Consider the following 25,398-nt stretch of genomic DNA (forward strand, 5'->3'; position numbering starts at 1 on the left):
ACGCGAAGGCCGCGATACGCACGAGCGCGTGTCGCGGCTTTTTTCATGGCGCGGCGCGCCGCGCGTTCAATGCGCGTCGATCAGCAGCGCGTCGTGCTCGAACGAACCGTCGGGCTGCACCGCGTAGTAGCCGCGCACCTCGTCGGGCGCGTGCGCCCACAGCGCGCGAATGCCGGTCACGCTGTCGGCCGGCGTGCGGATGCGCGCGACCCACGTGTCGAAATCGATCGGCAGCCGCCAGCGGCTGTGTACCTGCGCGTCAAAGCCGGCCTCGCGGAACATCGCGAGCCATTCGTCCGCCCGGTAGTCGCGCACGTGCGATGCGTCGCGCAGCACTTCCGCGGCCTGCAGGTACGTGTCGAGGAGCGGATGGTCGTTGCCGGCGATGTCGATCATCAGCACGCGGCCGCCCGGCTTCAGCACGCGGCGCACCTCGGCGAGCGCCGCGCGCAGGTCGTGCCAGTGGTGCGCGCTCATCCGGCTCACGACCCAGTCGAACGTCGCGGTATCGAACGGCAGCCGCTCGGCCGGCCCCTGCTGCGTGCGGATGTTCGCGAGCCCGCGCTCGCGCGCGGCCGCATCGACGGTCGCGAGCATCGGCGCGGCGAGATCGTAGGCGACCACGTCGCGCACGTGCGGCGCGACCGCGAAGCTCGCGTGGCCGGCGCCGCAGCCGAGATCGAGCACCGCGGCCTCGGGCGTCGCACTCACCGCGTCGGCGAGCGTCCGCAAGTCGGCACCCGTCGCATGAACCGTGCTCGTCAGATAGGCGGCGGCCGTCGTGCCGAATGCGTCGGCGACTTGGTCGTGGTGTTTCATCGTTCGCTCCTTTCTCTTGCGCAAGCGGCCGGCATGGATGCGCCAGCGCGCATTCCGGCCCCCTGCAACACGTTTGGTGGGACGCCCGCTGCCCTGCCAGCGTGCGACCCGCTACAATAGGCCCGCGTCTGTACCAGTACAAGTTAAGCAGTTATTCTGGTATTCAATCCACCTGCCTGAACGTTGCCGCGCCCCCGCTTCCCTTTTGCCGTTTCCGCATGAACCAGCCGTCCTCCGCCTCCGTCCCGCCGCTCGACGCCACGCCCGCCCGTGCGCTCGGCGAATTCATCCGTGCCCATCGCGAGCGGCTGTCGCCGCAGGCCGTCGGGCTGCCGCCCGGCCCGCGCCGCCGTACGCCGGGGTTGCGGCGCGAGGAAGTCGCGCAGCTGTGCGGCGTCAGCCCGACCTGGTACACGTGGATCGAGCAGGGCCGCCCGGTGTCCGCATCGGCCGACGCGCTCGCGCGGATCGCCGTCGCGCTGCAGCTGTCGAAGGCCGAGCGCGCCTACCTGTTCGAGCTGGCCGCGCAGCGCGATCCGGCCGAGCCCGACGTCGCGGGCGGCGACCTGCCGCCGACGCTCGCCGCGACCGTCGCGGCGATCGCGACGCCCGCGTACGTGCTCGACCGGCAATGGAACGCGCTCGCGTGGAACGCGCCGGCCGCCGCGCTCTTTTCCGGCTGGCTCGACGGCGAGCACGACCGCAACCTGCTGCGCTTCACGTTCATGTCGCCGGCCGCGCGCACGCTGATCGTCGACTGGGAAACCCGCGCCCGGCGGCTCGCGGCCGAATTCCGCGCCGATTCGATCCGCCACCTGGCCGACGCGCCGACGCGCGCGCTGATCGACGCGCTGACCGCCGACAGCGACGCGTTCGCGCAGTACTGGGCGTCGCAGGACGTGTTCGAACGCGAAGGCGGGCGGCGCGAATTCGACCATCCGGCCGACGGCCGCCTCGTGTACCAGCAGATCACGCTGAAGCCCGCGCACCGCGAGGACCTGAAGCTGGTCGTGCTCGTGCGCGACTGAGCGGGCCGGCCCGCGCGGGCCACGGCCGGCAGGCCCGCGAATGTTAGAATTGCGGGATTCCCTCGGCGGCGCACGCTGCCCAACTCCCCTTCGAAGAATCGCCATGACGTCCCAACTGCACAAAAAGGGCGAGGCCTGGTCGGCCCGCTTCTCGGAACCGATGTCGGAACTGGTCAAGCGCTACACGTCGTCGGTGTTTTTCGACAAGCGCCTCGCGCTCGTCGACATCGCCGGCTCGCTCGCGCACGCGAACATGCTCGCCGCGCAGAAGATCATCAGCGCCGACGACCTGGCCGCGATCGAACGCGGAATGGCACAGATCAAGGGCGAGATCGAGCGTGGCGAATTCGAATGGCAGCTCGACCTCGAAGACGTCCACCTGAACATCGAGGCGCGCCTGACCGCGCTGATCGGCGATGCCGGCAAGCGCCTGCACACGGGCCGCTCGCGCAACGACCAGGTCGCGACCGACATCCGCCTGTGGCTGCGCGGCGAGATCGACCGCATCGGCGGCCTGCTGAACGACCTGCGCGGCGCGCTGATCGACCTCGCGGAACAGAACGCCGACACGATCATGCCCGGCTTCACGCACCTGCAGGTCGCGCAACCCGTCACGTTCGGCCACCACCTGCTCGCGTACGTCGAGATGTTCACGCGCGACGCGGAACGCATGCGCGACTGCCGCACGCGCGTGAACCGCCTGCCGCTCGGCGCGGCCGCGCTCGCGGGCACGAGCTATCCGATCGATCGTCATGCGGTCGCGAAGACGCTCGGCTTCGACGGCATCTGCGCGAACTCGCTCGACGCGGTGTCCGATCGCGACTTCGCGATCGAATTCACGGCCGCCTCAGCGCTGGTGATGACGCACGTGTCGCGCTTCTCCGAAGAGCTCGTGCTGTGGATGAGCCCGCGCGTCGGCTTCATCGACATCGCCGACCGCTTCTGCACCGGCAGCTCGATCATGCCGCAGAAGAAGAACCCGGACGTGCCCGAGCTCGCACGCGGCAAGACGGGCCGCGTGAATGGCCACCTGATGGCGCTGCTGACGCTGATGAAGGGCCAGCCGCTCGCGTACAACAAGGACAACCAGGAAGACAAGGAACCGCTGTTCGACACGGTCGACACCGTTGCCGACACGCTGCGGATCTTCGCCGAGATGGTCGCGGGCATCACCGTGAAGCCGGACGCGATGCGCGCGGCCGCGCTGCAGGGCTTCTCGACCGCCACCGACCTCGCCGACTACCTCGTGAAGCGCGGCCTGCCGTTCCGCGACGCGCACGAAGCCGTCGCGCACGCGGTGAAGATCTGCGACGACCGCGGCATCGACCTCGCCGACCTGACGCTCGACGAGATGAAGCAGGAACTGCCGAACGTCGCGCACCTGATCGGCGACGACGTGTTCGGCTACCTGACGCTGGAAGGGTCGGTCGCGAGCCGCAACCACCCGGGCGGCACCGCGCCCGACCAGGTGCGTGCGGCCGTCAAGGCAGCCCGCGCCGCACTGGGCCGGTAACCGCCTGCCGTCATGGACGGACGCCTTCGGCGTCCGTTTTTCATTCGGGCGGCCGTCGCGCCGCCTATCGCCCGCCCTGCTTCCCGGATGCCGCCGATGACTTTTTCCGCCGCGCTCTTCGACATGGACGGCCTGCTCGTCGATTCCGAGCGGACCATCATGAACACGTGGATCGACGTGTCGAACGCGCACGGGGTCGTGCTGACCGTCGCCGACTACCTGCAGATCGTCGGCCGCTCGTTCGCCGAAGGCCAGGTCATCCTGGCGCGGCTGATCGGCCAGCCCGAGACGTTCGATGCCGTGCGCACCCGCGTGCGCGAACAACTCGCGGCGCCCGAGCCGCATCCGAAGTTTCCGCTGAAGCCCGGCGCGCTCGCGCTGCTCGATGCGCTCGCACAGGCCGGCATTCCATGCGCGGTCGCGTCGTCGTCCGCGGGCGACGTGATCCGCGCGCGGCTCGATGCGGTCGGCGTGCTGCCGTTCTTCCGCGCGATCGCGGGCGGCGACGAAGTCGCGCGCGGCAAGCCCGACCCGGCCGTCTACCGGCTCGCGGCCGAACGCCTCGGCGTGCCGGCGCACCGCTGCGTGGCATTCGAGGACAGCGACTTCGGCGCGCAGTCGGCCGCCGGCGCCGGCGCATCGGTCGTCACCGTGCCGGACCTGAAGGCGCCGACGCCCGAGATCGTCGCGCTGAGCCTGCACGTGCTCGCCTCGCTCGACGATGCGGTCGCGCTCGTGCCGTCGTGGTTCGGGCTGCAGGGCACGTCGCAACCTGCCTAGGCGCCACCGCGCGCCGCGCCATGCAAAACGGGCACCGGAGGGTGTCCGTTTCGTCGTGCCGCCGAACGACCGGCGTCGCGATGGTCCTTACTTGTTGCCGGCCGTCTCGGACAGCCGCTTCATCGTCGCGATGCGCGCACCGATCAGGTCGACGCGCCCTTCCTCGCCGACGAGCGGCGCCGTCGCGTCGCGGAACCCGACCCACGCGCGCTGCGCACGCACGAGCGTCGCGGCCGAGTGGGCCGGCATCTTGCGACGCAGCTTCTGGTAATAGCGGTTCAGGTCGAACAGCGCGTGCTCGCACGCGGCATCCTGTTCGCACGGCCGCACGCGGCGCACGGCCGGACCACGCGGCGCGTTTGCCGCCGGCTTCGCGTTCGGCGTGGCCGCGGCAGCCTGCGCCGCGTTCGTGCCGCCCTGCGCGCCGCTCGCGCCCGCGACCGGTACCGCGGCGGGCGGCGCATAACGATCGGCCGCGCCGCGCAGCGCCAGCGCGCGATCGCGCACCGGCTGCAACTGCAGGTCGGCGCTCGACATCGCATACGACGTGCCGCGCGTCGTGTCGTATACGGCCTTCAGCAAATGCACTTCGTCCTTGCGCCAGGTGAGCCAATAGCGCTGGCTGTCCTGCCAGCCGCGCTTCGCATCGGCCGGCGCGTCCTTCAACAGGCGCTGGTACGCGCCGTCCATCACGGCCTGCCACTGCTGCTGCGCTTCGCCCATGCACTGGATCTGGCCGGCCGGCGACGACCGGTCGCGCCGCGCGAGGCATTGCCGCATCGCGACGTCGATCGGATCGGCCGCCGCGACTTCCGCGTGCGCGACGCCCGACCCTGCCAGTCCCGCCGCGCCTGCCGCCCAGACGACGAGCGCGGCCAGCGCCGCGCGCATCGCCCGGATTCGTCCGTGCGTCGCCATCAGTCGCGCACGCAGTCGACGAAGTACTCGACGCGGCCGTTCACTTCTTCCGCGACGAGGCCGTGGATGTCGGTGTGGAAGCCCGGGAAACGCTCATTGAAGTCGCGCGCGAACCGCAGGTAGTTCACGATCGTCTTGTTGAAGCGCTCGCCCGGGATCAGCAGCGGAATGCCCGGCGGGTACGGCGTCAGCAGGATGCTCGTCACGCGGCCTTCGAGCTCGTCGAGCGGCACGCGGTCGATCTTGCGGTGCGCGAGCTTCGCGAACGCGTCTGACGGCTTCATTGCGGGCTCCATGTCCGACAGGTACATCTCCGTCGTCAGGCGGGCGATGTCGTTCGCGCGGTACACGTCGTGGATCTGCGTGCACAGGTCGCGCAGGCCGACGCGCTCGTAGCGCGGATGCTGCGCGACGAATTCCGGCAGCACGCGCCACAGCGGCTGGTTGTTGTCGTAGTCGTCCTTGAACTGCTGCAGCTCGGTCACCATCGAGTTCCAGCGGCCCTTCGTGATGCCGATCGTGAACATGATGAAGAACGAGTACAGGCCGGTCTTCTCGACGATGATCCCGTGCTCGGCCAGGTACTTCGTGACGATCGCGGCCGGAATGCCCGTCTCGCCGAACTCGCCGTCGACGTCCAGCCCCGGCGTGATGATCGTCGCCTTGATCGGGTCGAGCATGTTGAAGCCTTCCGCGAGCGGGCCGAAGCCGTGCCAGTGGTCGTTCGGCTTCAGCATCCAGTCGTCGCGCGAACCGATGCCCTCCTCGGACAGGTTGTCCGGGCCCCACACGCTGAAGAACCAGTCGTCGCCGTATTCGGCGTCGACCTTGCGCATCGCGCGGCGGAAGTCGATCGCCTCGGCGATCGATTCCTCGACGAGCGCGGTGCCGCCCGGCGGCTCCATCATCGCGGCCGCGACGTCGCACGACGCGATGATCGCGTACTGCGGGCTCGTCGACGTGTGCATCAGGTACGCCTCGTTGAAGCGGTGCTTGTCGAAGGTGCGGTTCTCGGAGTCCTGCACGACGATCTGCGACGCCTGCGAGATGCCCGCGAGCAGCTTGTGCGTCGAGTGCGTCGCGAACACGAGCGCGCCCGTGCGCGGACGGCCGTCGCCGATCGCGTGCATGTCGCGGTAGAAATCGTGGAACGTCGCGTGCGGCAGCCACGCTTCGTCGAAGTGCAGCGTGTCGAGCAGGTCGCCGAGCAGATCCTTGATCATCTCGACGTTGTAGACGACGCCGTCGTACGTGCTCTGCGTGATCGTCAGGATCCGCGGCTTCATGTCCGGGTTCTCGCGCAGCGCCTCGCGCGCGAACGGGTTCGCCTCGATCTTCTTGCGGATGTTCTCCGGCTTGAATTCGTCGCGCGGGATCGGCCCGATGATGCCGAAGTGGTTGCGCGTCGGCGTGAGGAACACGGGGATCGCGCCCGTCATCGTGATCGCGTGCAGGATCGACTTGTGGCAGTTGCGGTCGACCAGCACGATGTCGCCCGGCGCAACCGTCGCGTGCCAGACGATCTTGTTCGACGTCGACGTGCCGTTGGTCACGAAGAACAGGTGGTCGGCGCTGAAGATGCGCGCCGCATTGCGCTCGGACGCCGCGACCGGGCCCGTGTGGTCGAGCAACTGGCCGAGTTCGTCCACCGCGTTGCAGACGTCCGCGCGCAGCATGTTCTCGCCGAAGAACTGGTGGAACATCTGGCCGAGCGGGTTCTTCAGGAACGCGACGCCGCCCGAGTGGCCCGGGCAGTGCCACGAGTACGAGCCTTCGTCCGCGTACTTGACGAGTTCCTTGAAGAACGGCGGCGCGAGCGAGTCGAGATAGACCTTCGCCTCGCGGATGATGTGGCGCGCGACGAACTCCGGCGTGTCCTCGAACATGTGGATGAAGCCGTGCAGCTCGCGCAGGATGTCGTTCGGCAGATGGCGCGACGTGCGCGTCTCGCCGTACAGGAAGATCGGGATGTCCGCGTTGCGGCGGCGCACTTCGGTGACGAACGCGCGCAGCTCGATGATCGCGGTCGCGAGTTCGGGCAGCTCGCCGTCCTGGCCGGTCTCGCCGAGCATGAGTTCGTCGTCGTCGATCGACAGGATGAAGCACGACGCGCGGCTCGACTGCTGCGCGAACGACGTCAGATCGCCATAGCTCGTGAGGCCGAGGACTTCGACGCCCTCCTTCTCGATCGCTTCGGCCAACGCCCGGATGCCGGAGCCCGAGATGTTCTCGGAGCGGAAATCTTCGTCGATGATGACGACGGGAAAACGAAACTTCATGGGCGATTCTCCAAAAAGAACGACCGCGGCGCGTCACGCGCAGCGGTCACCCGGAAACTGGTGAGACGTTATGCAACCAGATCAGGTTTTCGGCAGCGTGACACCGCGCTGCCCCTGATACTTGCCGCCGCGATCGGCGTACGACACGTCGCACACTTCGTCGCTCTCGAAGAAGAGCACCTGCGCAACGCCTTCGTTCGCGTAGATCTTCGCGGGCAGCGGCGTGGTGTTCGAGAATTCCAGCGTGACGTAGCCTTCCCACTCGGGTTCGAACGGCGTCACGTTGACGATGATCCCGCAGCGCGCATAGGTCGACTTGCCGAGGCAGACCGTCAGCACGGTGCGCGGGATGCGGAAATATTCGACGGTGCGGGCCAGCGCGAACGAGTTCGGCGGGATGATGCACACGTCGCCCTTGAAATCGACGAACGAGCCTTCGTCGAAGTTCTTCGGATCGACGATCGTCGAGTTGATGTTCGTGAAGATCTTGAATTCGTCTGCGCAGCGGATGTCGTAGCCGTAGCTCGACGTGCCGTAGCTGACGATCCGGCGGCCGTCCTCGGACGCGCGAACCTGATCGGGCACGAACGGCTCGATCATCTTGTGCTCTTCGGCCATGCGCCGAATCCACTTGTCGGACTTGATGCTCATAGGGGGCGCCAGGAAACGCTGCGTGACAGTCAGGAAGGGCCGCGCGCGCAAGGCGGCGGCCGGGAAAGGCGCATATTTTACGCGATCATCGGCGCACGCACGCGGCGGCCGTCAACGGATCACGCCGCAGGCCAGCGCGGGCCCCGCGCCATGCTGCGGAAACGCGGGATCGCTCGGGTCGCGGTGCACCAGCGCCGCGCGGTTCATCGCCGAGCGCACGCCATCGAGGGCCAGATCGGGCGCGACGATGAAGCCGGCCGCGACGCCGTTCGCGTCCGCATGGATGTTGCCGAGATCGCCGGCGACGCGGGCGCCCGCGCGCAGGCGATCGGCGGCCGGCGCGAACACCTGGCCGGCGCTCGAGCCGTCGCCCGCGTTGCAGTCGCCGCGTTCGTGCACCTGCAGCGCATGATCGCTGTTCGGCGGCAGGCCGGCCAGGTTGTAGGTGACCTGGACGCCGTCCGGGCGCTCGACGAACGTCACCGCGCCGCGCGCCTGCGCGCCGACCGTCGGCTGCAGTTGTGCGTCGGCCCGTTTTTCGTACGACGAGGAAAAGGAGGTACAGCCGGCCAGCAGGCCCAGCGCGGCGGCGGCCAGCAGCGCGCGCTGCGCGCGGCCGGCGCGCACGCCGTGATGTCGTTGTTTCATTCGATCCTCATGCCGGCTGGCGGCCGTTTGATACGACGGCCGCGCCGGGCGGGTAAAGGGACCCGGGAAAAGTCGCCATGATACCGCGCCTCGCGGCGCCGTAAACAGCGTAAGGCCCCGCCCCGCAAGGGTTTTACGTATTTTGAACAACGATCGACGGGAACTTCGACGTCATGTCGCGCGATCGCTCGGCAATCGCCAGCGCGACGCCGCGCGCGATATCGCGGTAGCGGCGCGCCAGCGCGCCGTCCGGATCGGCCGCCACCGTCGGCGTGCCGCTGTCGGCGCGCTCGCGGATCGCGATGTCGAGCGGCAGGCTGCCGAGCACGTTCACGTCGTAGTCCTTCGCCATCCGCTCCGCGCCGCCGGCGCCGAAGATGTGCTCTTCGTGGCCGCAGTTCGAGCAGATGTGGATGCTCATGTTCTCGACGATGCCGAGGATCGGAATCCCGACCTTCTCGAACATCTTCAGCCCCTTCTTCGCGTCGAGCAGCGCGATGTCCTGCGGCGTCGTGACGATCACCGCGCCGGTGACGGGCACGCGCTGCGCGAGCGTGAGCTGGATGTCGCCGGTGCCGGGCGGCATGTCGACGATCAGGTAGTCGAGTTCGCGCCAGTTGGTCTGGCGCAGCAGCTGTTCGAGCGCGGAGGTCGCCATCGGGCCGCGCCACACCATCGGGTTGTCTTCCTCGATCAGGAAGCCGATCGAGTTCGCCTGCAGCCCGTGGCCGACGAGCGGGTTCATCGACTGGTTGTCCGGCGACTCGGGGCGCTGGCCGTGGATACCGAGCATCGTCGGCAGCGACGGACCGTAGATGTCGGCATCGAGGATCCCGACCGACGCGCCTTCCGCCGCGAGCGCGAGCGCGAGGTTCACGGCCGTCGTGCTCTTGCCGACGCCGCCCTTGCCCGACGCGACCGCGACGATGTTCTTCACGTTCGGCAACAGCTTCACGCCGCGCTGCACCGTGTGCGCGACGATCTCCTGCGACACGGCGACGCGCGCGTCGCGCACGCCCGGCACGGCCTGCAGCGCCGCGGCGACGCGTGCGCGCACGTCGTCGTGCTGGCTGCGCGCGGGGTAACCGAGCACCACGTCGAGCGTCACGACATCGCCGTCGATCGCGACGTTGCGCACGCCCTTGTTCGCCGCATACGGGCGGCCGGTATTGGGGTCGACGACTGCCGCCAGTGCGGCGTCGACTTGTGCCCGGTCAATGCTCATCGAAACTCCGTGAAAACGTTTTTCTCGCGCGCAAACGTCAAAAAATATCAAATTACGCTGCGAAAATCGGGAAAAGTGAAAGAATCTGTTGCATGCCATTGCGCGAACGCGCAACCCGGCGCACTCTTCGCGTGCGGCACGCTATAGGGCCAAATCGGCCACTCACCGCCTATATTGTAGAGGCTGACGCGTCGCGCTGTCCGAACAGCCACGCTGGCGGACAGGGCATGCGGCCGCCTCGGCGGCTGCCGCGAGCGCAGGCCTGCCCTCCTTTTTCGGGCGGCCCGCGCAGGGAGCCGTAACTGTTGTTGTCGTCGTTGTCGACTCGTTCAACCAAGAGAGGAATCCAAGATGAACATGAAAATCGCGACCCGCTTGTCCGTCTTCGCATTGGCCGGCGCACTGCTGGCAGGCTGCGCCACGCAGCAAGGCAACAACACGGCCGTCGGTACCGGCACGGGTGCGGCGCTGGGCGCGGGCATCGGCGCGCTGGCGGGCGGCGGCAAGGGCGCGGCGATCGGCGCAGGCGTCGGCGCGCTGGTCGGCGGCGTGACGGGCTACAACTGGCAGGCGATCAAGAACAAGCTCGCACCGTCGGCAGCGAAGACGGGCACGCAGGTCACCGAGCAGCCGGACGGCTCGCTGAAGCTGAACGTGCCGAGCGCGGTCACGTTCGCGACGAACCAGTACGCGATCACGCCGGCCTTCACGCCGCTGCTGAACGACCTGGCCACGACGCTGAACCAGAACCCGCAAGTGACGGCCTCGATCGTCGGCTACACCGACAGCACGGGTTCGGCCCAGCTGAACCAGACGCTGTCGCAGAACCGCGCGCAAAGCGTCGTGAACGCGCTCGCGCAGCGCGGCGTGAACGCCGGCCGCCTGTCGGCGCAAGGCATGGGCGCATCGAACCCGATCGCGGACAACGCGACCGAAGCCGGCCGCGCACAGAACCGCCGCGTCGAAATCTACCTGCGCGCAGCGCAGGCGCAGTAAGCACGCGACAAGGAGAAGGCGCGGGCAGACCGCCCGCGCAGCCCCGCCGGACAAGCCTTCCGGCGGACCCGGTAACAAATCGAAAAAATTTTCGAACTTCTGTCGCAGGCCGTGGTCAGTATTTACGGTACGCGGCTGGTGTTGCCGGCGCGTCACCATTCTCCTCTTGTCGTTGTTGCTCCGGGGCCGTATCCGCCCCGGTTTTTTTTGCCCGCAGAATTCGTGCTGCACTGCAGCACAACACCACCGGGCACGCCGCTTGCGCTGCTCCACCGCCTCCGGCGCGCGGTCCGCGGCGCCCGCCCGCCGCGCCGATGCGCGCCCCTGCTAGAATCGCACTTTCCCGTCGTTTTTCCGCTGTTCCTCTACAGACCCTATGTCCGCATCCGACCTCACTTCCGTGCAGGCTGCGGCGCCGCAAGGCAGCCGCCAGATCCTCGTCACGTCCGCACTGCCCTATGCCAACGGGCAGATCCACATCGGCCACCTGGTCGAGTACATCCAGACCGACATCTGGGTGCGGACGCTGCGAATGCATGGCCATGAGGTCTACTACATCGGCGCCGACGACACGCACGGCACGCCCATCATGCTGCGCGCGGAGAAGGAAGGCCTGACCCCGAAGCAGCTGATCGAGCGCGTGTGGACCGAACACAAGCGCGACTTCGACAGCTTCGGCGTGTCGTTCGACAACTTCTACTCGACCGATTCGGACGAGAACCGCGTGCTGAGCGAGAAGATCTATCTGGCGCTGCAGGAAGCCGGCCTGATCGCCGAGCGCGAGATCGAGCAGGCGTACGACCCGGTCAAGGAAATGTTCCTGCCGGACCGCTTCATCAAGGGCGAATGCCCGAAGTGCCACGCGAAGGATCAGTACGGCGACAGCTGCGAAGTGTGCGGTTCGACCTACCTGCCCACCGAACTGCTGAACCCGTATTCGGTCGTATCGGGCGCGACGCCGGTGCGCAAGACGTCGAAGCACTACTTCTTCCGCCTGTCCGACCCGCGCTGCGAGTCGTTCCTGCGCGAATGGGTGAGCGGCCTCGCGCAACCCGAAGCGACCAACAAGATGCGCGAATGGCTCGGCGACGCCGGCGAGTCCAAGCTCGCCGACTGGGACATCTCGCGCGACGCGCCGTATTTCGGCTTCGAGATCCCGGGCGCGCCCGGCAAGTATTTCTACGTGTGGCTCGACGCGCCGGTCGGTTACTACGCGAGCTTCAAGAACCTGTGCGATCGCAACGGCGTCGACTTCGACGCATGGATTCGTCCGGGCTCGAAGGCCGAGCAGTACCACTTCATCGGCAAGGACATCCTGTACTTCCACACGCTGTTCTGGCCGGCCATGCTCGAGTTCTCGGGCCACCGCACGCCGACCAACGTGTTCGCGCACGGCTTCCTGACGGTCGACGGCGCGAAGATGTCGAAGTCGCGCGGCACGTTCATCACCGCGCAGAGCTACATCGACACGGGCCTGAACCCCGAATGGCTGCGCTACTACTTCGCCGCGAAGCTGAACGCGACGATGGAAGACATCGACCTGAACCTCGACGACTTCCAGGCGCGCGTGAACAGCGACCTCGTCGGCAAGTACGTGAACATCGCGAGCCGCGCGGCCGGCTTCCTGATCAAGCGTTTCGACGGCCGCGTGCAGGACAGCGCGATGAACCACCCGCTCGTCGCGAAGCTGCGCGACGCGATTCCGCAGATCGCCGCGCACTACGAAGCACGCGAATACGGCCGCGCGCTGCGCCACACGATGGAGCTCGCGGACGAAGTGAACGCGTACGTCGACGGCGCGAAGCCGTGGGATCTCGCGAAGGATCCGGCCAACGCGGTCGCGCTGCATGAAACCTGCAGCGTGAGCCTCGAGTCGTTCCGTCTGCTGTCGCTCGCGCTGAAGCCGGTGATGCCGCGCGTCGCCGAAGCCGTCGAGGCATTCTTCGGCATCGCGCCGCTCGCGTGGGCCGATGCCGCGAAGCCGCTGTCGTCGGCGCAGCCGATCAAGGCGTACCAGCACCTGATGACGCGCGTCGACGCGAAGCAGATCGAGGCGCTGCTCGCCGCGAACCGCGATTCGCTGCAGGCCGAGGCCACCGGCGCGGCCGCCGCGGGCGCCAACGCCGCGAAGGACGCGAAGAACAATGCCAAGGCGAACGCGAAGCAGGCGGCCGTGAACGGCGCCGACGACGCACCGATCTCGATCGACGATTTCGCGAAGATCGACCTGCGCATCGCGAAGATCGTCGCGTGCCAGGCGGTCGAAGGCTCGGACAAGCTGCTGCAGCTCACGCTCGACGTCGGCGAGGAAAAGACCCGCAACGTGTTCTCGGGCATCAAGTCCGCCTACCAGCCCGAGCAGCTCGTCGGCAAGCTGACGGTGATGGTCGCGAACCTCGCGCCGCGCAAGATGAAGTTCGGCCTGTCCGAAGGGATGGTGCTCGCCGCGTCGGCCACCGACGAGAAGGCGGAGCCGGGCCTCTACATCCTCGAGCCGCACAGCGGCGCGAAGCCCGGCATGCGCGTGAAGTAAGCCGCACGCGCCGCCGCTTGCGCAAGAGAAAAACCCCGCACGCATCGTGCGGGGTTTTTTTCATGGCTGCTCGGAACGCCGCGTGCGCGCGGCGTCGCTGCCGAACCACCGGTCGAAACGACGCGTGTAGTTCAGGTCGACGCCCTGGAACGTGCCGCCGTACGCGGACACCGACCAGAAGCGCGTCAGGTTGATCGTCGCCTTGAACGCGTTGCTCGCCGACTGCAGCCCCTGCTCGAAGCCGAGCACGAACCGCTCGTTGATCGCCTTCGACACCAGCACGACCTGCGGATCGGTCAGGCCGACTTCGCTGCGGCCGACCGAGACCTCGTCGAGGCCGAAGGTCTGCGCGACGCGCTTGCCGGTCACGCTGCCGAGCAGCCCGAGCGCCGCCGTCATCGCACCCTGCTGGCCGACGTTGTTGCCCTGGTCGGTACCGTGCCCGAACAGCAGCCACGACAGCTTTTCGTTGTCCGTGACGTTCGGCTCCGACACGAGCTTGACCGTCAGCAACTGGATCGTGCCCGTCACCTGCACGCCGGCCTCGACCTCCTGGTTGCGCCGCATCGCGAGGATGTTGACGCCCGGGTTCGACACCGGGCCGTTGAACGTGAAGAAGCCGTTCTCGATCGCGAGCTTGCGGCCGAACGACGTGTACGTCGAGCCTTCGGTCACGCGCACGTTGCCGACCGCGCGCAACGGCACGCCCGGCGCGCTCATCACGGTGATCGTGCCGCGCAGCCCGAGATCGGCGCCGTGGCCCTTGAAGCGGAAGTTGTTGCCGAGGCCGATGTCGATGTTCGCGCGCGGCGCCAGCGACGGCGCCGGCTTGTCCCCGGCCGGCTTCGGCTTCGCGGCCGCGGTGCCGGTGGGCGTCTCGCCGCGCACCGTGCCGTCCGGCTGCACGATCACGACGTCGTCGGACAGGTGTGGCGCCGATTCCTCGGGCAGGTCGAACAGCGCGCGGTCGACCACGAACTTGCCGTCGATCGACAGCGCGCCGCGCGGCCCGTCGTTCGCGACGGTCGCCTTGCCCGACAGCGACAGCTTGCGGTCCGGCGCCGCGAACAGTTCGAGCTTGTCCGCGACGATGCTCGCGGTCAGGTCGGGCGCCTCGCCGTCGAGGCGCACGCGGCCGAGCGCGCGCAGCGTGCCGTCGCCGCCGTGGAACTCGACCTGCTGGAATTCGACGAGGTTGTCCGACAGCTTCACGCGCACGATGCCGTCCTTCAGCTGCACGCCCTGGTCGATCAGCGTCGCGGACAAATCGTCGCCCGTCAGCATCCCCGACAGGTTCGGCTTCGCGGGCGTGCCGGCGACCGTCAGCTTCAGCGCCGCGCGCCCGCCCAGCAGATAGCTCGGCCCGAACAGGTTGCCGGTCGTCTTCAGCGCCGGAATGTCGGCGTCGATGCGGCCCGACAGCGGGCCGTCGTTGACGACCCCGAACACGCCGTCGCGCAGCGCGAACGGCACCGTGACGTTCGCATCGAGCGTGCCGATCCGGCTCGCCTTCGCGAGCGCCGTCACGTTGAGCCGGTTGCCGGGTGTGAAGCTCGCGCGCGCGGACAGGTCGGTGAGCCCGAGCGACGCGATGCCGCGCCCGCTCTCGATCGTCACGTCGCCGCCGCGGCGCTTCACCTGCACGTGGCCCGTCGCGTTCGTGCCGAGCGAGAAATCCCAGTCGGCATCGAGCACGACGTCGGTCCGCACCGGCGGCCGCTGGCCGGTCAGTTCCTGGCGAACCTCGAGGAACCGCGCGACCGACACGCCGCTCACCGAACCGGCCGAGCGCATCTGGCCGTGATCGAACACGAACGACTTCAGGTCGATCGCCGCGCCTTCGAGCGTGAGCCGCGTCGCGCCGAGCGTCACGCGGCCGGCGCCGGCCGACACCGTCAGCGGCGCCTGCAGCGCGACGGCCGGCGTACCGCGATTGGCCAGACGCGTGACGGTACCGTCCCAGCGCATCCCGTCGCGATTCTCGACCACGCCGCCATTCGCCGCGAGCGTCAGGTCGATCACGCGGCCGTCGGCCATCCCGAGCGCCGACGCGTCGAGCGTATGTTTCGCGCGCGTGCCGTCGAGGTTCGCGCGCAGCGATTTCAGCTTGAACGACCCGAGCGCGATGTCGGTCGCGTCGGCCGTGAACACGAGTGCGCCGTGCGCGCCGTCGCGGATGTCCGCGCGGCCTTGCGCGGCGCCGATCCGGTTCGAACCGACGACGACGCGCTCGGCCTTGTAGGTGGCCGTCACGTTCGGATGCGCGAAGCTGCCCGTCAGGTCGCCCTGCGCCTGCACGAGCCCTTCGATGCCGAAGCCGAGCCGGTCGAGCTGCGGCGCGTCGACGACGAAGCGCAGCCGGTCGCCGGGCGCGCCGAAGCTGCCGCGCAGGTCGACGTGGTTGCCCGCGATCGACAGGTTCGCGTTGCTCGGCAGGATCCGCGAACCGGCGAGCTGCACGACGCCGGCGCCGGTCAGCGGCACGCCGTCGTACAGGCTGTCGCCGAGCTTGAAGGTCGCCTTCGTCGAGACCTGCGGCGCGAACGCGCCCGACGCCGTCAGCGTGCCCGACACGCGCGTCTCGCCGTGCTTGGTCGGCGCCTTGGCCGCCTTGGCGGGCGCCTTGCCGCCGCCGGCCTGCGGGGCGCTCATCGCGGCGAGCAGCAGCGGATCGAACGCCGTCAGCGTCGCCTTCGCGTCGTAGCTCGAATGCGCGTCGTGGCGGAACACGCCCGTCAGGTCGATACGCCCCTTGCCGGCCGTCACGCGCGCATCGGTCAGCACGGTCTGCTGCGGCGTCAGCGCGACTTTCGCGCGCGCGCCGAGCGCGAGCTTCGGGTCGTTCAGGTTGAAGTCGACGGTCGTCGCGTCGCCCGCGAGCGTCACGCCGAGCGGGCCGCCGAGACGCATCGGCCGCAGCTCGGCGACGAACGCGTTCAGGTCGAGGTTCGCGACCTTCAGGTCGAAGCGGCCCTTGCCGCCCTTCAGCGTGCCGTTGCCCGTCACGCTGCCGTCGCGGATCAGTTTCAGCGCGAGATCGTCGATCCGCTGCGCGTGCGCGTCGAGATGCACGTTCGCATGCGCATCGATCACCGGCAGCAGATGGTCGCCGAGCGTGCCCGGTTTCGCGTTGACGATCGACACGGGGCCCGTCACCGCGAACCCCTTCACGGGCGCCGCGCCGGCCGGCGCGGTCACCGGCGCGAGTGCCGCGCGTACCGCGAGATCGGCCGCCGGTGCGCCGGGCGAAAGCGCCTGCGGGTTCACGTGATCGAATGCGAGCGATGCGCGCGTGAGCGGCACGTCGCCGAACGGCGCCGCTTCGACGTGCGCACGCCCGTTCAGCTTCATCCCGCTCGCGTCGACGTCGGCGACGAGCGCTTCGAGCGAGCCCGACACGCGGGCCCGCGCGTCGACCGGCTCGTCCGACAGCTTGCCGGCGTAGGTCGCCTCGCCGCTCAGCGCGAACGGCTTCATGCCGTCGAGCTTCGCGCGCGCGGTCAGCGCGCCGTACGGCGTATCGACGCCGTCGAGCACGAGTTCGTGGTGGCGCCCGTCGCTGCGGCCGCTCAGCGCGAGGTGATCGAGCTGCGTCGTCGAGCCGCCGTCGTGGATCGCGAGGTGATCGACGCGCAGGTCGTCGATCCGCAACTGCAGCGGCAGGCTCAGGTCCTGCGGCGTCGTGCCCGGCGTCGACGGCCCCGGCGCGATCCGCACGTCGATCGTGCCGGCGCGCAGATAGGCGATCGACAGCCGCCACGGCGCACGCGTGAGCGCCCAGCGGCCGTCGAGCCGGTCGATCCGAACCTCGGTGCCCGACCCGTCGGGGCTCGTCCACGCGAAGCCGCGCAGCCGCACGCCGGTCGCGAGCGAGCCGCCTTCCAGCGTCCCCGCAAGCCGGGTGCCGAGCACGTGCCCGGCCACCTGCCACGCGAGCCGCGTGCCGCGCTCGGTCGTCACCGCGCCCAGCACGAGCCCCAGCGCCAGCACGACGAGCAGCACGACCGTCGCGAACGTCCATGCGGCGATGCGCACCACCCGGCCGCGGCGCGGCGCGCGCGGCGGCGTGTCGGGCGCGCCGTCGGGCGAGTCCGGATCGTGAGGCGGCGGCGTGTCGTTCGGGTCCTTCGTCATGCGGTTCGTCGTCGATGTAGCGGTACGGTCAGAAAGCGATGCCGAGCGTCAGGTACGGGCGCACGCTATGGTTGCGCAGCCCGTACGCGACGTCGACGTTGATCGGGCCGACGGGGCTGCGCCAGCGCGCGCCGACGCCGACACCCGGGTAGAACACGCGCTCGCCCCACGCATCGGTCGCGGTGCCGATGTCGAAGAAGGTCGCGGCGCCCCAGTCGCGGTTGAACCAGTGCTGGTATTCGGCGGTGCCCGTCATCAGGTACTTGGTGGGCAGCACGGAGCCGCCCACGCTGTTGCCGATGCTCTGGTAACCGTAGCCGCGCACCGAGTTCGAGCCGCCCGCGCGGAACAGCAGCGACGCCGGCACGCCGGTCGAGCTGCCGCTCGTGAACACGCCGCCGAGCTCCGCGCGGAACACGAACAGGTCACGCTTGCCGACCGGCAGGTACTGCTGCCCGCGCGCGTAGCCGCGGATGAAGCTCTGGTCGGTCAGCACGCCCTTCACCGCGAAGCCGGCCTCCGCGTGGATCAGGTTCCCCGAACGCGGGAACAGCGGATCGTCGACGTTGCGGCGCGTCCACGCCCATTGCGGCACCAGCGCGCGGCTCGTGGTCGGCCCCGCGCTGTTCTGGTCGAGCCGGTCCTGGTAGAACATCAGCGAATACGAATAGTCGATGAACTGGCCGGTGCGCGTGCGCTGCGCGCCGACCCGCGCACTGTAGATGCGCGTGTCCGACACGTTGGTATTCGTATAGGACGCGAGCACGCTGTTGGTCCAGCCCTTCTCGCCCGGCGGCATCGACAGCTGGACCTGCCCGTACTGCTGGATCTGGTCGAGCCGGCCCGACACCGTCAGCGGCCACGCGGCGCCGAACGTGTCGAGATACGTGTAGGAGCCCTGCACGTGCGGCCCGGTATCGGTGGCGAAGCCGACGCCGCCGCGGATGTTGTTGTACGGGAACTCGCTGACCTTCACGTGCACGGGCGTGCGCTCGGGCTTCGACGTATCGTCGCCGACGTCGATCGCGACGCTCGCGTAGTACGGCGTGTTCTGCAACTGCCGCTGCAGTTCGGTGATCCGTCGCACGTCGTAGATCTCGCCTTCCGACAGCGGATTGACGTTCGTGACGATCTTCTCCGGATAGCGGCGCACGCCGTCCACGTCGACCTTGCCGATCGTGAACGTCGGGCCGCTGTCGAACGTGACCGCGAGCGTCGCGCGCTGCGTGCGCGGATCGATGCGTGCCTCGGACGACGCGATCTTCGCGCCGAGATAACGGCGCGACTGCAGCTGCCTGAGCGCCGCGTCCTTCGCGCCGTCCCAGTCGGACTGCGTGAACGGGTCGCCCGGCTTCAGCGAGAACGCGAAACGGGTCGCGGCCTCCTGCTTCGGATCCTCGGTGTCGACGGGCCCCTTGAACGTCAGGTCGACCGTCGACACGACGGTCTGCTTCCCCGGATCGACCGCGATGCGCACGTCGCGCTTGCCGTCGCGCGTGCGCACGTCGGTCCGCACGACCGGCGAGAAATAGCCGGCCGTCGCGGTCAGGTCGCGCACCTGCTGCGGCGTGGCGGTCACGAGGAAGTCGAACTGGTCGTCGCTGATGTCGTCGCGCTTCGCGAAGCGCGCGATATCGAGATGCGACTTGAGGAGCTTGCGGATCGAGCGCGGCGCGTCGATGTCGACGTCGTACTTCGCGTGGGCCGGCAGCGCGAAGCACGCGGCGAGGCACCCGGCGAGGGCCGCCCGCGCGATGCCGGCCGCGGCGCCGGCGCGACCGCGCGCCACGCGCGGGCCCGCGTGATGCACCGTAGGTGCTTGCTGGTTCGACTGCCCCGCCAAATATGACCTCGCCGTCCTGGATTGTTACGGTTTCGTGGAAAACCCTGTATTTGACCACAGGGCGCGGGCGCCAAAGCCAAACGATTGTGAAAGAGTGCAGGGTCCGGCACGACCGCCGAACCCCGCACGCCGGCGGCCGACCCGCGGATTCGACGCGCGATTGGCGCCGGCTGTTCCCCGCGATGCGGTAAAATCCCGTCATCGCGAATCCGGCGCATCGTGCGCCGCCCGAAACGGAAGATCCAGCCATGCCGTACCAGTCCGACGTCACGCAATTCCTGAACCAGCTCAAGCAGCAGAAGCCGACGCTCGAAGAAGAGCAGCGCAAGGGCCGTTCCCTGCTGTGGGACAAGCAGCCGATCGATCTCGAAGAGCGCGCCGAGCAGCAGGAATCGCGCGTGAAGCAAACGTCGTACGTCTACTACCAGAACTTCTGACGACGTGAGCGCCGCCGACGAGGCCAGCGCCGCCCGGCAGGACGACGCGATCGCCGCGCCCGCGGGCGCCGATTCGACGCCCGACACGGTCGACGGTGTCGCGGCGTTCGCTCGCCTGTACGGCGAGCCGCTCTTCAAGCTGCCGCAGGATCTGTACATCCCGCCCGATGCGCTCGAGATCTTCCTCGAGACGTTCGAGGGCCCGCTCGACCTGCTGCTGTACCTGATCCGCAAGCAGAACTTCAACGTGCTCGACATCCCGATGGCGCAGGTCACCGCGCAGTATCTGGGTTATGTCGACCAGATCCGCACGTCGAACCTCGAGCTGGCGGCCGAGTACCTGCTGATGGCCGCGATGCTGATCGAGATCAAGTCGCGGATGCTGCTGCCGGTCAAGAAGGCCGACACCGGCGAGGAAGCGGAAGATCCGCGCGCCGAACTCGTGCGCCGCCTGCTCGAATACGAGCAGATGAAGCTTGCCGCGCAGCGGCTCGACCAGTTGCCGCAGCTCGGCCGGGACTTCCTGCGCGCCGAGGTCTACATCGAGCAGAGCATCACGCCGCGCTTCCCCGACGTGAACTCGGACGACCTGCGCGCCGCATGGGCCGACGTGCTCAAGCGCGCGAAGCTCGTCCAGCACCACAAGATCTCCCGCGAGGAGTTGTCGGTGCGCGAGCACATGAGCCTGATCCTGCGCCGGCTGCAGAACGCGCGCTTCATGGAGTTCGCCGACCTGTTCGACACGTCGCGCGGCGTGCCGGTCGTCGTCGTGAACTTCATCGCGATGCTCGAACTCGCACGCGAATCGCTCGTCGAGATCACGCAGCCCGAACCGTTCGCGCCGATCTACGTGCGCCTCGCGTACCTGCCCGCGTAACACCCGCCCCCGCCGCTTACCGTTCCCCGGCGCCTCGCCACGCTCGCCGCCGCGCCGCGGCGGCTGGCCGTCGGGCGGGTTTCCGCCACGCCCGGATAAAAAGTGAACGATCGTTCTTTTATCGGTGCGTCCGGCGGCCAAATCCTCTACAATCCGCCGACGCCGATGCGCCGCCCGCGCGCCGGCGTGCTCCGCTTCGACCCCGACGCCGCTGCCGCGGCGCCAACGCGCGCATGCGCGAGGAAACCCGCTACCCGATCATGAAAGTCATCAGCTCGATCCAGGAACTGCGCGACCAGCTGCGCGGACAGAACCGCACGGCGTTCGTGCCGACGATGGGCAACCTGCACGAAGGGCACCTGTCGCTGATGCGTCTCGCGCGCCAGCACGGCGACCCGGTCGTGGCGAGCATCTTCGTCAACCGGCTGCAGTTCGGCCCGAACGAGGATTTCGACAAGTACCCGCGCACGCTGCAGGACGATATCGAGAAGCTCCAGAAGGAAAACGTCTACGTGCTGTTCGCGCCGACCGAGCGCGACATGTACCCGGAACCGCAGGAATACCGCGTGATGCCGCCGGACGATCTCGGCGGCATCCTCGAAGGCGAGTTCCGGCCCGGCTTCTTCACCGGTGTATGCACGGTCGTGTCGAAGCTGATGGCCTGCGTGCAGCCGCGCGTCGCCGTGTTCGGCAAGAAGGACTACCAGCAGCTGATGATCGTGCGCCGCATGTGCCAGCAGCTCGCGCTGCCGGTCGACATCATCGCCGCCGAAACCGTGCGCGACGAGGACGGCCTCGCGCTGTCGTCGCGCAACCGCTACCTGTCGACCGACGAGCGCAAGGAAGCGCCGGAGCTCGCGAAGACGCTGCAGCGCATGCGCGAAAGCGTGCTCGGCGGCGAGCGCGATCTCGGCAAGCTCGAGCAACAGGCGCGCACGCACCTGGCCGAGCGCGGCTGGGCGCCCGACTACCTGTCGATCCGTCGCCGCGCGAACCTGATCGCGCCGAGCGCCGCCGAACTCGAGGCCGGCGAGCCGCTCGTCGTGCTCGCGGCCGCGAAGCTCGGCGCGACGCGCCTCATCGACAACCTGGAAATCTGACGGGCGGCCCGCCCGCGCCTCTCATATCGCATCACGGAGACACCATGCAGCGCCACATGCTCAAATCGAAGATCCACCGTGCGGCGGTCACGCACTGCGAACTGCACTACGAAGGTTCGTGCGCGATCGACGAAGACCTGCTCGAAGCCTCGAACATCGTCGAAAACGAACGGATCGACATCTGGAACATCAACAACGGCGAGCGCTTCTCGACGTATGCGATCAAGGGCGAGCGCGGCAGCGGGATGATCTCGCTGAACGGCTCGGCCGCGCGCCGCGCGCAGCTCGGCGACCTCGTGATCATTGCAGCGTTCGCGATGGTCGACGAAGCCGAACTGCAGGCCGGCTGGAAGCCGAAGCTCGTGTTCATCGACGACGGCAACAAGATCAAGGGCCACCGCGATCACGTGCCGACGCAGAACTGGACGTAACCCGGCTGCCGCCCACGGACAAAGGGCCGGATCCCGCACTGCACGGGATCCGGCCCTTTTCGTTTCGTCGTGCGTGCGCGGCGGCTGCGCGCTCAGGAGGCCTTGGCGATCTTCTCGGCCTTTTCCGCCTTCGGCGGCCGGCGCTCGGCCCATTCGACGATCGGCCGCCACTGTTCGAGATCCTTCTCGACGCGGCTCTTCGCGACGTCCCACAGCGTCAGGCCGTGCGCGGCGATCTGCACGTAGTTCTGCGTGTCGCGCACGTAGCCGAGCACCGGCAGGCCGAGCCCTTCGACGAAGCGGTGCAGCTGGTCGGACGAGCGCGTGCGCGCGTCGACCCGCATCCCGACGATCCCGACCTCGACGCTGCCCTTGCGCACGGCCTTCTCGCCGGCCAGGCGCTCCAGAAACTGCTGGGTCGCGAGAATATCGAACATCGACGGCTGCAGCGGCACGATCACCTTGTCGGCCAGTTGCAGCGCGAGGTTGAGGCGGGTGCCGTGCAGGCCCGCCGGCGTGTCGATCACCGCATATTCGAGGCCGCGCGGCGGCTTCGACGGCGCGTCCGGGTCGAGATCCCACGCCTCGATCGGCGGCAGGCCGGCCGGCCGCAGGTCGAGCCACGCATGCGCGGACTGCTGCCGGTCCAGGTCGGCGAGCGCGACCCATGCGCCCTGCGCCGCGAAATAACCGGCAAGATTGGTGGACAGCGTGCTCTTGCCCACGCCGCCCTTCGGATTCGCCACCACGATCACCGTCATGAATTCCCCCGAAGAAGCCACGCGGCGCCGGCCGCATGGCTGGCGCCGCTCGATTGCGGATACAGGGAGCGATGATATCGGCAAACGGGGTGTCACCGGAACGGGTTGCGCCGATCCGCACACCACTTTCGTCCGACTTACGCGCGCCGGACCGCGGCCTCCGGCGCGCCGATCGCGAACGCGCCGCCGCCCAGCAGCGCCTGCACGGCCAGCGTGACGGCCCAGAACGCCGGATATTCCCAGCCGCCGTGCGGCGACGCGAAGCTCCAGCCGTTCGGCAGATGGGCGGCGGTCGCGCCGAGCATGAACGGCAGCAACACGAGCGCGGCGACGCGCACGCGCACGCCCGCGAGCAGCGCGAGGCCGCCCGCCAGCTCGACGAACGTCGTCAGGTAGGCGAGCCAGCCCGGCAGGCCGATCGACGCGAAAAACTGCGCGGTGCCGGGCAGCGTGAAGACGAACACCTTCTGCGCGACGTGCGCGAGGTACAGCACACCGAGCGTGACTCGCAACAGTGTCGCGGCGAAATCGTTCAGGCGATTGGCGTTCATGGCGGATTCCTTCATGAGTGGATGAGAATGGATCGCACTCTATTCGAATCATTTCGACCGATAAACACGCCAATTCGCTTTAACTATCTCCAAACAGGAGCGAATCGGATTAAAAAAAAGGGCATGACCGATCATGCCCGTTGCGATACGTCAGTAGCCGCGCTTGCCTTGAGTCGCGTCGCCCGAGCCGGACGGGCCGCCGGGCGCCGGCGAATCGCATGCGTGCGCCACCGCCGACACGCCCAGCAGCGCCGCGAGCAGCACGCTCCACCACCATCGAGCCTTCATCGTCGCACACCTCCGGGCGGACCTCCGCCCTCCTCTGTTGTACGCGATCGGGCGGAAAAAGCGAGAGCCGGCCGCCCGCGCGTCAACGAAATTCGGCGTACAGCGCGTCGAGATCGAGATGGTCGGCGAACGTGTCGGCCAGCCGCTCGAGCGATGCCTCGCGCAGCGCCGGATAGTCGATGCGCGCCGCGCCGTCGAGCCCGGCCCAGGCGAGCAGCGCCGCGCAGGCGTCGGGCGCGTCGAACAGCCCGTGCACGTAGGTCGCGAGGATCTGGCCGTCCGCGGACACCGCCCCGTCCGGCCGCGCGCCGTCCTGCGTGCCGCCGGCTGCCAGCGTCAGCGCGGGCGCCGCGAGCGCGGGCCCGCGCGTGTCACCCATGTGGATCTCGTAGCCGCGCACGGCGCCGCCGCCCGGCAGCGCGAGGTGCCCCGTCACGTTCTTCAGCGTCTTGTCGGGCCGCAGCGTCGTGTCGAAATCGAGCAGCGCGAGCCCCGGCACGCTGCCGGGCGCGCCTTCGAGGCCGAGCGGATCGTCGAGCGTGCGCCCGAGCATCTGCATCCCGCCGCAGATGCCGATCACCTTGCCGCCGTAGCGCAGGTGGCGACGGATCACCGCCTCCCAGCCCGCGTCGCGCAACCATGCGAGATCGCGCTGCACGCTCTTCGAACCGGGCAGGATCAGCAGGTCGGCGTCCGGCACGGGGCCGCTCTTCCAGTACGTGAATTCCACCTGCGGGTGCGCCCGCAACGGATCGAAATCGGTGTGGTTGCTGATGCGCGGCAGCGCGGGCACCACGACGCGCAGCACGCCGGCATCGCCGCGCGCGGCGGCGCTGCGCGCCTGCGCGGGCAGCATGTCCTCGGCGTCGAGCAACAGCCCGTGCAGGTACGGCAGCACGCCGAACACGGGCTTGCCCGTCTGCGCGCGCAGCCAGTCGAGCCCCGGCTCGAGCAGCCGGATGTCGCCGCGGAAGCGATTGATCACGAAACCGCGCACGCGTGCGCGTTCGCTGTCCGACAGGCACGCGAGCGTGCCGACCAGATGCGCGAACACGCCGCCACGGTCGATGTCGGCGACCAGCACGACGGGACAGTCGACGCGTTCGGCGAAGCCCATGTTCGCGATGTCGCCTTCGCGCAGGTTGATCTCGGCCGGGCTGCCGGCGCCTTCGACGATCACCGTGTCGTAACCGGCGCGCAGGCGTGCATAGGACTCGAGCACCGCATCGAACGCGACCGGCTTGTAGTCGTGATACGCGCGCGCGTCGAGGTTCATGCGCGCCTTGCCGTGAATGATCACCTGCGCACCGCGGTCGCTCGTCGGCTTCAGCAGCACGGGGTTGAAATCCGTATGCGGCGCGACGCCCGCAGCCAGCGCCTGCAGCGCCTGCGCGCGACCGATCTCGCCGCCGTCGGCCGTCACCGCGCTATTGAGCGCCATGTTCTGCGGCTTGAACGGCGCCACGCGTGCGCCGGCGCGGCGCGCGAGGCGGCACAGACCCGCGACGAGCGTACTCTTGCCCGCATCGGACGTCGTGCCCTGGATCATCAGCGTGCCGCGCGGCCGCGGCTCGGGTGCATTCATC

At 68.7% G+C, this 25,398-nt stretch carries 21 protein-coding genes; 9 read left to right on the plus strand and 12 right to left on the minus strand.

Going from position 1 to position 25,398, the window contains the following annotated elements:
* Window positions 1-66 precede the first annotated feature (66 nt).
* On the minus strand, window positions 67-819 hold the full coding sequence (locus tag AC0KUR_RS30785) for a class I SAM-dependent methyltransferase (protein ID WP_034186249.1): 753 nt from the start codon (window positions 817-819) through the stop codon (window positions 67-69).
* A gap of 218 nt (window positions 820-1,037) precedes the next feature.
* Between AC0KUR_RS30785 and AC0KUR_RS30790 the strand changes: the two genes are divergently transcribed.
* From AC0KUR_RS30790 to AC0KUR_RS30800, 3 genes are all read left to right on the plus strand, one after another.
* Window positions 1,038-1,847 carry a helix-turn-helix transcriptional regulator gene (locus AC0KUR_RS30790; RefSeq protein WP_473376826.1) on the plus strand — a complete coding sequence of 270 codons (810 nt, stop codon included), beginning with the start codon at window positions 1,038-1,040 and terminating at the stop codon, window positions 1,845-1,847.
* 103 nt (window positions 1,848-1,950) lie between these two features.
* The gene (gene argH, locus AC0KUR_RS30795) at window positions 1,951-3,360 is read left to right on the plus strand and encodes an argininosuccinate lyase (protein ID WP_059560384.1); all 1,410 of its coding nucleotides are present in this window, start codon (window positions 1,951-1,953) and stop codon (window positions 3,358-3,360) included.
* Window positions 3,361-3,456: 96 nt separating this feature from the next.
* Window positions 3,457-4,140 (plus strand): HAD family hydrolase, encoded by a 684-nt coding sequence (locus tag AC0KUR_RS30800; protein ID WP_049034415.1) that lies wholly within the window; start codon window positions 3,457-3,459, stop codon window positions 4,138-4,140.
* An 87-nt stretch (window positions 4,141-4,227) separates the two neighbouring features.
* On the opposite strand, the gene AC0KUR_RS30805 is transcribed toward AC0KUR_RS30800, so the two are convergent.
* From AC0KUR_RS30805 to apbC, 5 genes are all read right to left on the minus strand, one after another.
* Entirely contained in the window at window positions 4,228-5,058 is an 831-nt protein-coding gene (locus AC0KUR_RS30805) for a lysozyme inhibitor LprI family protein (protein ID WP_473376827.1), read from the minus strand.
* Window positions 5,058-7,337, minus strand: a complete 2,280-nt coding sequence (locus AC0KUR_RS30810) for an arginine/lysine/ornithine decarboxylase (RefSeq protein ID WP_034186253.1) — start codon at window positions 7,335-7,337, stop codon at window positions 5,058-5,060. Before AC0KUR_RS30810 ends, AC0KUR_RS30805 begins: the two co-directional genes overlap by 1 nt.
* 81 nt (window positions 7,338-7,418) lie before the next feature.
* Window positions 7,419-7,988 carry a dCTP deaminase gene (dcd, locus tag AC0KUR_RS30815; protein ID WP_006398615.1) on the minus strand — a complete coding sequence of 190 codons (570 nt, stop codon included), beginning with the start codon at window positions 7,986-7,988 and terminating at the stop codon, window positions 7,419-7,421.
* Window positions 7,989-8,099: 111 nt separating this feature from the next.
* Entirely contained in the window at window positions 8,100-8,636 is a 537-nt protein-coding gene (gene sodC / locus AC0KUR_RS30820; protein WP_034186254.1) for a superoxide dismutase [Cu-Zn], read from the minus strand.
* A gap of 133 nt (window positions 8,637-8,769) precedes the next feature.
* The gene (apbC, locus tag AC0KUR_RS30825; RefSeq protein ID WP_034186255.1) at window positions 8,770-9,861 is read right to left on the minus strand and encodes an iron-sulfur cluster carrier protein ApbC; all 1,092 of its coding nucleotides are present in this window, start codon (window positions 9,859-9,861) and stop codon (window positions 8,770-8,772) included.
* 351 nt (window positions 9,862-10,212) lie between these two features.
* Between apbC and AC0KUR_RS30830 the strand changes: the two genes are divergently transcribed.
* Window positions 10,213-10,857 carry a YiaD family glycine zipper/OmpA-like lipoprotein gene (locus tag AC0KUR_RS30830; protein ID WP_034186256.1) on the plus strand — a complete coding sequence of 215 codons (645 nt, stop codon included), beginning with the start codon at window positions 10,213-10,215 and terminating at the stop codon, window positions 10,855-10,857.
* 376 nt (window positions 10,858-11,233) lie between these two features.
* On the plus strand, window positions 11,234-13,390 hold the full coding sequence (metG, locus tag AC0KUR_RS30835; RefSeq protein ID WP_034186257.1) for a methionine--tRNA ligase: 2,157 nt from the start codon (window positions 11,234-11,236) through the stop codon (window positions 13,388-13,390).
* Window positions 13,391-13,450: 60 nt separating this feature from the next.
* Here metG and AC0KUR_RS30840 read toward each other — a convergent pair whose 3' ends face one another.
* Together AC0KUR_RS30840 and AC0KUR_RS30845 are read right to left on the minus strand one after the other, a co-directional pair.
* Window positions 13,451-17,524, minus strand: a complete 4,074-nt coding sequence (locus tag AC0KUR_RS30840; protein WP_473376828.1) for a translocation/assembly module TamB domain-containing protein — start codon at window positions 17,522-17,524, stop codon at window positions 13,451-13,453.
* Between the two features lie 28 nt (window positions 17,525-17,552).
* Window positions 17,553-19,367, minus strand: coding sequence for an autotransporter assembly complex protein TamA (locus AC0KUR_RS30845; RefSeq protein ID WP_059560374.1), 1,815 nt, complete (start codon window positions 19,365-19,367; stop codon window positions 17,553-17,555).
* 248 nt (window positions 19,368-19,615) lie between these two features.
* Here AC0KUR_RS30845 and AC0KUR_RS30850 point away from each other — a divergent pair, with 248 nt between their 5' ends.
* The 4 genes from AC0KUR_RS30850 to panD all read left to right on the plus strand — a co-directional run bounded on the left by AC0KUR_RS30850 (window position 19,616) and on the right by panD (window position 22,212).
* Entirely contained in the window at window positions 19,616-19,804 is a 189-nt protein-coding gene (locus tag AC0KUR_RS30850) for a DUF3460 family protein (protein WP_006478107.1), read from the plus strand.
* A gap of 4 nt (window positions 19,805-19,808) precedes the next feature.
* Window positions 19,809-20,681: a segregation and condensation protein A gene (locus AC0KUR_RS30855; RefSeq protein WP_034186260.1), complete on the plus strand. Its 873-nt coding sequence runs from the start codon at window positions 19,809-19,811 to the stop codon at window positions 20,679-20,681.
* A gap of 260 nt (window positions 20,682-20,941) precedes the next feature.
* Window positions 20,942-21,781 carry a pantoate--beta-alanine ligase gene (gene panC / locus AC0KUR_RS30860; protein ID WP_034186335.1) on the plus strand — a complete coding sequence of 280 codons (840 nt, stop codon included), beginning with the start codon at window positions 20,942-20,944 and terminating at the stop codon, window positions 21,779-21,781.
* 44 nt (window positions 21,782-21,825) lie between these two features.
* The gene (gene panD / locus AC0KUR_RS30865; RefSeq protein WP_031398432.1) at window positions 21,826-22,212 is read left to right on the plus strand and encodes an aspartate 1-decarboxylase; all 387 of its coding nucleotides are present in this window, start codon (window positions 21,826-21,828) and stop codon (window positions 22,210-22,212) included.
* 92 nt (window positions 22,213-22,304) lie between these two features.
* Here the strand turns inward: panD and AC0KUR_RS30870 are convergent, their stop codons facing one another.
* The 4 genes from AC0KUR_RS30870 to AC0KUR_RS30885 form a co-directional block, all read right to left on the minus strand.
* Window positions 22,305-22,973, minus strand: a complete 669-nt coding sequence (locus tag AC0KUR_RS30870) for a ParA family protein (RefSeq protein WP_049028496.1) — start codon at window positions 22,971-22,973, stop codon at window positions 22,305-22,307.
* A 137-nt stretch (window positions 22,974-23,110) separates the two neighbouring features.
* Window positions 23,111-23,524 (minus strand): DoxX family protein, encoded by a 414-nt coding sequence (locus AC0KUR_RS30875; RefSeq protein WP_049028495.1) that lies wholly within the window; start codon window positions 23,522-23,524, stop codon window positions 23,111-23,113.
* A 150-nt stretch (window positions 23,525-23,674) separates the two neighbouring features.
* A complete protein-coding gene (locus tag AC0KUR_RS30880; protein WP_167361873.1) occupies window positions 23,675-23,812 on the minus strand; it encodes a hypothetical protein in 138 nt (45 codons plus the stop codon).
* A gap of 82 nt (window positions 23,813-23,894) precedes the next feature.
* A complete protein-coding gene (locus tag AC0KUR_RS30885; protein WP_124670964.1) occupies window positions 23,895-25,397 on the minus strand; it encodes a cobyric acid synthase in 1,503 nt (500 codons plus the stop codon).
* Window position 25,398: the final 1 nt, after the last annotated feature.

Source organism: Burkholderia sp. YHN3-13, assembly GCF_055810675.1.

What these genes read in the sequence shown, in the direction of transcription:
- AC0KUR_RS30810 (WP_034186253.1), bottom strand. Translation starts at nt 7,337, where the DNA reads ATGAAGTTTCGTTTTCCCGTCGTCATCATCGACGAAGATTTCCGCTCC.
- AC0KUR_RS30850 (WP_006478107.1), top strand. Translation starts at nt 19,616, where the DNA reads ATGCCGTACCAGTCCGACGTCACGCAATTCCTGAACCAGCTCAAGCAG.
- AC0KUR_RS30840 (WP_473376828.1), bottom strand. Translation starts at nt 17,524, where the DNA reads ATGACGAAGGACCCGAACGACACGCCGCCGCCTCACGATCCGGACTCG.
- AC0KUR_RS30790 (WP_473376826.1), top strand. Translation starts at nt 1,038, where the DNA reads ATGAACCAGCCGTCCTCCGCCTCCGTCCCGCCGCTCGACGCCACGCCC.
- apbC (WP_034186255.1), bottom strand. Translation starts at nt 9,861, where the DNA reads ATGAGCATTGACCGGGCACAAGTCGACGCCGCACTGGCGGCAGTCGTC.
- panD (WP_031398432.1), top strand. Translation starts at nt 21,826, where the DNA reads ATGCAGCGCCACATGCTCAAATCGAAGATCCACCGTGCGGCGGTCACG.
- AC0KUR_RS30875 (WP_049028495.1), bottom strand. Translation starts at nt 23,524, where the DNA reads ATGAACGCCAATCGCCTGAACGATTTCGCCGCGACACTGTTGCGAGTC.
- panC (WP_034186335.1), top strand. Translation starts at nt 20,942, where the DNA reads ATGAAAGTCATCAGCTCGATCCAGGAACTGCGCGACCAGCTGCGCGGA.
- sodC (WP_034186254.1), bottom strand. Translation starts at nt 8,636, where the DNA reads ATGAAACAACGACATCACGGCGTGCGCGCCGGCCGCGCGCAGCGCGCG.
- AC0KUR_RS30880 (WP_167361873.1), bottom strand. Translation starts at nt 23,812, where the DNA reads ATGAAGGCTCGATGGTGGTGGAGCGTGCTGCTCGCGGCGCTGCTGGGC.
- AC0KUR_RS30885 (WP_124670964.1), bottom strand. Translation starts at nt 25,397, where the DNA reads ATGAATGCACCCGAGCCGCGGCCGCGCGGCACGCTGATGATCCAGGGC.
- argH (WP_059560384.1), top strand. Translation starts at nt 1,951, where the DNA reads ATGACGTCCCAACTGCACAAAAAGGGCGAGGCCTGGTCGGCCCGCTTC.
- metG (WP_034186257.1), top strand. Translation starts at nt 11,234, where the DNA reads ATGTCCGCATCCGACCTCACTTCCGTGCAGGCTGCGGCGCCGCAAGGC.
- AC0KUR_RS30830 (WP_034186256.1), top strand. Translation starts at nt 10,213, where the DNA reads ATGAACATGAAAATCGCGACCCGCTTGTCCGTCTTCGCATTGGCCGGC.
- AC0KUR_RS30785 (WP_034186249.1), bottom strand. Translation starts at nt 819, where the DNA reads ATGAAACACCACGACCAAGTCGCCGACGCATTCGGCACGACGGCCGCC.
- AC0KUR_RS30800 (WP_049034415.1), top strand. Translation starts at nt 3,457, where the DNA reads ATGACTTTTTCCGCCGCGCTCTTCGACATGGACGGCCTGCTCGTCGAT.
- AC0KUR_RS30870 (WP_049028496.1), bottom strand. Translation starts at nt 22,973, where the DNA reads ATGACGGTGATCGTGGTGGCGAATCCGAAGGGCGGCGTGGGCAAGAGC.
- AC0KUR_RS30805 (WP_473376827.1), bottom strand. Translation starts at nt 5,058, where the DNA reads ATGGCGACGCACGGACGAATCCGGGCGATGCGCGCGGCGCTGGCCGCG.
- dcd (WP_006398615.1), bottom strand. Translation starts at nt 7,988, where the DNA reads ATGAGCATCAAGTCCGACAAGTGGATTCGGCGCATGGCCGAAGAGCAC.